Here is a 7295-nt window from a genome sequence, read left to right as displayed (position 1 = left end):
CAAGGGTTCGATTTATGCAACAGGTGGAACTGAAAACCCTGGTTGGTCATTTATCACCGGAGCTGCGCCAGGCTCTGGAAATGGCTGCCGGACTCTGTGTTCACCGTGGGCATCAGACGGTTGAACCGGATCACTGGCTGCTGCAACTGTTCCGGGAACCGGGCCGTGATATGGATCGGATTATCCATAGCCAGCAGCTGGCCCGGGAAGTGATCGTGGATGATCTGGAGCAACGGCTGGATCGACTTAACACAGGCTATCAAGCCACCCCGGCCCTGGCCCAAACCACGGTGAGCCTGATTCAGGATACCTGGCTGCTGGCGTCGGTGAATTTCCAGCAGAATACCATGACCTCTTACCACCTGATTCTGGCGCTATTGGCCAAAGATAGTTTTACCCTGACAGAGACCCAGTTCACCCGGGAGCTGGGGAAAATTTCCAGGGAAAAACTGCAAAGCCTGGCCCGGCAACCGGAAGTGCCGGATAAACAGGGAAGGGCACCGCCTGGCAGTCAGTCAGCACTGGATAAATACACCATCAATATGACCGATGCCGCCCGTGTGGCTCTGGAAGAATCCGGTTCATTAAGCAATAGGTCCCCCACCATTATTGGCCGTGACCGGGAAATACGGCAGATCATTGATATTCTCTGTCGTCACCGGCAGAACAATCCGATCCTGGTGGGCGATGCCGGCGTCGGTAAAACCGCTGTGGTGGAAGGGCTGGCCCAGCAGGTCGTGCTGGGTGATGTGCCGGAAACTATGCAGGGAGTGACAATTCTCAGTCTTGACCTGGGGTTGCTTCAGGCTGGTGCCAGTATTAAAGGGGAGTTTGAAAACCGGCTTAAGGATGTCATTAATGAAGTCAAGCAGTCCGATCATCCCATTGTTGTCTTTATTGATGAAGCCCATACCCTGGTGGGGGCCGGTGGTGCTGCCGGTCAGAATGATGCGGCGAATCTGCTGAAACCGGCCCTGGCGCGGGGGGAGTTTAAAACCATTGCGGCCACCACCTGGTCGGAATACAAACAATATTTTGACAAGGATGCGGCCCTGGCCCGCCGATTTCAGCCGGTGAAAATACTTGAGCCGGACGAAACCAGTGCCATCCGGATGACCCGTGGGATGGCCCGACTGCTGGAAAAACATCACCTGGTGCGTATTCATGAGGACGCGGTGCAGGCCGCTGTGCAACTGTCGATCCGCTACCTGCCTGAACGACAGTTACCCGATAAAGCCATCAGCCTGCTGGATACTGCCTGCTCCCGGGTGAGTCTTTCCCGCCATACCACCCCCGCTGAATTGCAGCGCCTGCGCCAGCATCAGCAGGCCCTGACCAGTGAACTCCGGGAGCTGCAACGAGACCGGGTGATCGGGGCAGCGGTGGCTGAACGCATTGCCCTGCTGGAGGAGGAAATAGCAACCGCAAAAACCGAGGGTGAGGTGCTGGAACAACGCTGGCGGCAGGAACAGGGGATAGTGGCAAAAATACTTCCCCTGTCGGCCCGGGTGGATCAGCAGTTGTTAACCAACGAGGTGCCGGTGGCAACAGAAGAGTTGAATAAACTCAGTGCGTTACAGCAGGAACTTGAGGCCTGCCGTAAGGATCGGCCGCTGGTGTTTGCCCGGGTGGATGCCGACAGCGTGGCGGAAGTGGTATCCGGTTGGACTGGCATTCCCGCAGGCGACATGCTCAGGGATGAAATTGAACGACTGATGTTGTTGGAACAGAACCTGTGCCAGCGGGTGGTTGGTCAGGACGATGCCATTTCAGGGATCAGCCAAAGTGTCCGTATTGGCCGGGCCGGATTATCAGATCCACGCAAGCCGGTGGGGGTTTTCCTGATGTGCGGTCCTTCTGGTGTGGGAAAAACAGAAACAGCCCTGGCCCTGGCCGATCAGCTCTACGGCGGTGAACAGAATCTGACCGTACTGAATATGACCGAGTTCAAGGAGGAACATAAAGTCTCAATGTTATTGGGAGCCCCGGCAGGTTATGTGGGCTATGGTGAAGGTGGTGTACTGACCGAAGCCGTACGACGATGTCCATATTCAGTATTGTTACTGGATGAAATGGAAAAAGCTCATCCCGGTGTCCACGATATTTTCTACCAGGTCTTTGATAAGGGCCGTGTGACGGACAGTGAGGGGCGGGAAGTGAATTTTTGCCAGACCATTATCATTATGACTGCCAATGCCGCTGACGGGTTAATCTGCGACCTGGTGGCTCAGTTTCAGCGGCAGGGTAAAGGTATTCCGGATAGGGATACCATTCTGGCGGCCATCAATGATGAACTGCTGCGCTATTTCAAACCGGCCTTTCTGGGCAGGGTAACCATTATTCCCTATCTGCCTCTGAACGAAGGTGATCTGACCAGAATCTGTCGTCTGGCCCTGGGGAGGATAGAGCACAACCTGGCCAGCCGATATGGTGCCAGTCTGCGGGTGGATGATGCCGTGGTTCAGCAGCTGGTGCAATGGCACAGCAATCCACAGATCGGTGCGCGGGCTATCGAGCAACAGATCAACAGGAACCTGATGCCGCAGCTGGCGGCGGAATGTCTGGCCTTTATGGCAGAGGGTAAACACATTGCTTCAGTTACCGTTGGGCTGGATAACCAGCGGATTGTTTATACCATTGGTTAGGCGTGAGTAAGGTACAGCCACCATGAGATTCACCGAATTGCTGGAACTGGGTCCCACCAGAAAGCTGATTAATATCAATGATTCACTCTTTGAGCAGCTGGTTGACGGCTGGACCCGGGAGATGGGCGAGAAAAAGCTGTTTGGCTATCAGAAAGCTACCCGTGTCGAACACTTTCAGGAAGCGGTTGATACTGTTTATACGACATTGGAAGGTGAACTCCAGACCACGGACCCCAGAAAAATACTGGCGCACCCCAAATGGAAAATCCTGGTGGGTTGTGCCAGTCGAAATTTTCCTGAACATCTGGCCGCTTACCAGCCATCGCCCGTGGAACAGACCAGGGTCAAGCGCATGATCCGCAATACCCTGGCAACCCGGATTATCACCAATAAAATTGATCTTCTGGACATTATCAAAAAAGACAAAACCGACCACTCCTGGACATTGGCGGAACTGGCGGTTTCCCGGCTCCGCTACGAGCTGCTGGCGGCCAGTGCCGCAAGGGTCCATGACCAGTATATGACGGAGGTGGATACGGACTGGACCACCTGGTATGAATGGAACTCCAACACGGTGGGGATGTACCAGGGCAGCACCTCGGTAGCACGCAGTGCCGGGAGCACCACCACCGGCTTTGGCAAGGGGATTATCGGGCTGGCCGAGGGCAGTGCACAAAGTGAGGCATCGGTATCGGCCGCTGGCAGTGCTGATTTGTCTGTTGAAAAGGAGTGGCAGCAGGGCCGGTTGAAACAATCCCTGAAAGGTAACCTGCAAGCCAGTGGTCAGGCCTCCGGTCATGCGTCTGGCGCAGCCCGAATGGATGAGCTGAGGGCCAGTGCGGCAGCAGGCATTGGCGCTGAGGCCAGTCTGCGGGCAGATATTGATTATGAACTGACCTACTCCTGTAAGGTCAAAGGAGAATACCTTCGTCGTCTGCTGGGTGGTGAGTTGGACATGGTAAAAGTCCACGCCAGTGGCAGTGCTGAAGTTCACGCCAGGGCCGGGGGCAGTGCAGGGACAACCGCAGGAGTGGTGAACAATTATCAGGAATCGGCTGTGGAGACTGACCTGATCGAAAATTCTACGTCAGCTACCCGGGGATTTCATGGACTTAAAGCCGATCTTGAAGGGGAGGTTTCCCTCGCTGTCGTGATGAATGGACAGGGCAGTGTGACCGTTGGCCAGATGGCGGAAGTGGAACTGGGTGGCGACCTGTTTGCCGGTGGTATTGCCGCGGGCAACCTGCAGTGCTTCGTCAATGGCCAGGGGGTAGGGATGGATATCGGGGGCAAACTGTTTGCCGGCTTTGAGTTTGGTTCTGAGCAGAAAGTAGCTTTGCAACACCCCGGCAGGGGGGTGAATATCTTTACCCTGCAGGCCAGGGAGTCGATGTCATTCGGGGTCGGCATAGCCGCAAAACTGGCAGCAAAGGCGTCCATCGATGAAGTCAGCTTTGACACCTCAGCCGGGGCCACGCTGGGGGTAGGTTCCAGTATCAGCGCCAGCTGCATCATTTCTCCCAGAGGCCTTCTGCTGGTGGGGTATGACGCCATTGCCATGCCGGCCCTGATGAAACTGGCAAAAACCATGAAGCACTACAACCCCGGTTCTGTGCATACCCGGCGGCTGATCACCTTTGCTCAATTTCTGAATGACAGGGCTTCAGATGCCGAGTTGAGTCAGGTCTATATGGACTGTCGTGGTCGTATGGTAGCCCTGGTCAGTAATCTTGACCTGGAGGCCGATGCGGTACAGAAACGGGCAGCACGGGTGCCCGGTTTTAATGGTTACGGGGATGTTATGGGGATCAATGAGATCAATGCCGTTGAGGGGTTTGTCGGCAATGCCCAGTCGAAATATTTTCAATACGCCACTGAACAGATAACCAAGGATGACGGGACGGTATTGCAGAGTAAAACAGTCCGGGGAGAGCGTAAGAAACAGGTTGTGGCAGAGGATATGACGGCTCTTTTGCGGGCGGCAAAGGATTATGCCGGACTGAAAAAGACTCTGCAGACCGGGGAATGCATTGCTTTTGACGTTATTAAAAGGGATATCAAGACCGGGCAGCTTGCTTATGCTTGAATCTTTCGGACAGTTAGCCAATGAAAGACCTTGAGATACATGCCCGGCCTTTGACTGCCCGCTCGGAACAGGGAGATGAGTGGATTGTCTCAGAGCTGCACAGCAGCGAACAGCTGGATGACCTTTTTCAGCACCGCGCGGTGATTCTGGCCAGGAAACTGTCAGAAACTGGGTTGCTGGGGCAGCAAATCACGTTCTGCTATCAGCCCGGCAGAGGTTCAGACCGTGTCCGGCAGAGGTATTTTCATGGGTATTGTGTCCAGGTTCGCCAGGTAGCCCTGATGGCCAGTCGGGGCTACCTTCACTATGAATTGCTGGTTTCCCCCTGGTGCTGGTTTCTCCAGCAGCGGACCAATTGTCGTATTTTTCAACAACAGAAGACCGCTGACATTATTACTGCGATCTGTCGTGAACATGATTTTCAATCGGATCTTCAGTTGAAAACCAATAACGACAGTCGCCTTGAGTACTGTGTTCAGTTCAATGAAAGTGACTGGGATTTTATCTGTCGGCTGATCGCTGCGCGGGGCTGGTTCTATTATTTCAGGCAGGATAATGGCCGACATCAGCTGGTTGTCGGAGAAACGAACCGGGTGTTCAGTGACTGCGGGGAGAGTGATATTGAATATTTTGTGGACAGTACCCGGCTGGAGCGGGCCATTACCCGCTGGGTCCACGGTTATTGGATGGTGGCGGGCTCGGTACAGTCAGCAGATTACAATATGACCACGGGGTGGCCAATATTGACTGATGAAGTCAAAAGCCAGCAAAGCATGCCCCATCGCCGACGGTTGCAGCAGTATTTTTACCCCGGCGCTTTTGCCAGCCGGGAACAGGGCGGGGCAGTGGTGGAGAAACGTCAGGAGGCGCTGGATACCCGGCTCAGTGAAGTGGAGGGAGAAAGTACCCTGACCGGGTTTGCGGCAGGGACAACCTTTGCCCTGAAACATCACCCGGACAGTCAGGAACAGCAACACTACCTGCTCAGGCTGGTCAATCATGTCATGGTGACGGCAGAAGACGGGCGCAGTTTGGAGTACAGCAACGGTTTTTCCTGTATTCCCCTGAAAACCCCCTGGCAAACCAGGCAGGCTGTAACAAAGCCGCCTATGCCCGGACTGCACAGTGCCACTGTCGTTGGGCCTGAAAAGGATGAAGTCTACCTGGATGAGTTTCACCGGATAAAAGTCCAGTTCCACTGGGACCGGGAGGGGCAGGCCAATCAGAATAGCTCCTGCTGGATAAGGGTTGCCCAGGTTCTGGCCGGGGATGGTTTTGGTTGCCAGTTTACCCCCAGGGTGGGTGATGAGGTGCTGGTAAGTTTTCTGGATCATGATCCGGACCGGCCTGTGGTTGTGGGCACAGTTTATAATGGTCAGCGACGTCAGCCCTACAAATCCGGTATGGAACAGGGGATAAAACTCAAATCATTGCCAAAAGGGGGAGCCGATAATTTCAGTGAGTTGCGCTTCAATTGCCACAAGGGTGAAGAACTGATGTATGTTCAGGCGGAAAAAGATCGTTCCATCCTGATCAAAAACGACAATAGCCGTGTGATCAAAGGTAAAGATACGACACTTGTGGAGAAAACATCGGAAAGAACCGTCAAGGAAAACGACAGCCATAAGATAGAGGGCGAGCAACTCACGGAAGTCACCGGGAATATCACCACCCGGACCCGGGCAGACTGCATGCTGGATACTGCCGGTAATTACCAGCAGAAAACGGATGGTAGCTACAGCCTTGAGGTTCGGGGTGCAACGGATACCCGAAGTACCGGCGATGTGAATATCACCAGCAAGGGAAGTATCTCAGAAAGCGCCACCGGCAGTCTTGATATGGATGCCGGCAATATCAGTGCCACAGGCAAAACCGCCATCAAGCTCAGTGTCGGGGCCAGCAGTATCAGCCTGTCTGGCAGTTCGGTGCAGATCAAATGTGGTCCCAGCACGGTCACCCTGTCACCATCGGGGGTAGAGATCTCGGGGGTACAGGTGAACATAGACGGCAAAGTTTCAGCAACGGTGAAGGGCGGGGTCAGCGCAGCGGTGGAAGGTGTTGTCAATGCTGAGCTTAAGGGCACGCTGGTTAATATCAAGGGCAACGGTATGACCGCTGTAAAAGCCGGGGCGATGGTCGATCTTTCCGGTGCCATTGTGAAAATTAATTGACTATGTTAGTGACCAAACCGAGCCTGAAAAAAATCCCTCAACCCCTGGCCACAGACATTCTACAGCGCTATGAACAGGATCGTGCTTTTCAGAAATGGGTAGATCCTTCCCTGACACCGGTGGCGTTTATCAATCGTCTGGCCGGGGAAACAATGCATCAGGAACTGGTCATCTTTCTGAGCCACAGTCTGCTGGCCGTTGAGTGTATCTGGTGGGGATATTTATGCATTGAAAAGGCCGGTATCCCGCTATCGGAAACGGAGCAGAAGGCACTCGATGTGGTCAGGCGATGGCTTCAGGAACCGATAGAAACTCATCGTCGTCTGGCAGACATCATGGCGCAACAGGCCGGGTTGGATAATGCCTGTGGCTGGCTGGCCCAGGGTGTGTTCT

General features: G+C 54.3%; 4 protein-coding genes. All 4 read left to right on the top strand.

The annotated features are described in order from the left end of the window. A partial coding sequence (gene tssH, locus ACO6V1_RS21510) for a type VI secretion system ATPase TssH (RefSeq protein ID WP_422468454.1) occupies nt 1-2645 on the top strand: 2645 nt, incomplete at its 5' end. 22 nt (nt 2646-2667) lie between these two features. Continuing rightward, nucleotides 2668-4731: a hypothetical protein gene (locus tag ACO6V1_RS21505; protein WP_422459736.1), complete on the top strand. Its 2064-nt coding sequence runs from the start codon at nt 2668-2670 to the stop codon at nt 4729-4731. Nucleotides 4732-4751: 20 nt separating this feature from the next. Further along, nucleotides 4752-6902 carry a type VI secretion system Vgr family protein gene (locus tag ACO6V1_RS21500; RefSeq protein ID WP_422468452.1) on the top strand — a complete coding sequence of 717 codons (2151 nt, stop codon included), beginning with the start codon at nt 4752-4754 and terminating at the stop codon, nt 6900-6902. A gap of 2 nt (nt 6903-6904) precedes the next feature. Beyond that, on the top strand, nt 6905-7295 hold a 391-nt coding region (locus tag ACO6V1_RS21495), incomplete at its 3' end, for a DUF6931 family protein (RefSeq protein WP_422468450.1).

The organism is Endozoicomonas sp. ALC013 (assembly GCF_049310205.1).
Classification (GTDB): Bacteria; Pseudomonadota; Gammaproteobacteria; order Pseudomonadales; family Endozoicomonadaceae; genus Endozoicomonas.
This window is presented reverse-complemented; position numbering and strand designations above follow the sequence as displayed.

Coding starts and splice junctions, on each gene's coding strand:
- ACO6V1_RS21505 (WP_422459736.1), top strand. CDS start 2,668: ATGAGATTCACCGAATTGCTGGAACTGGGTCCCACCAGAAAGCTGATT.
- ACO6V1_RS21500 (WP_422468452.1), top strand. CDS start 4,752: ATGAAAGACCTTGAGATACATGCCCGGCCTTTGACTGCCCGCTCGGAA.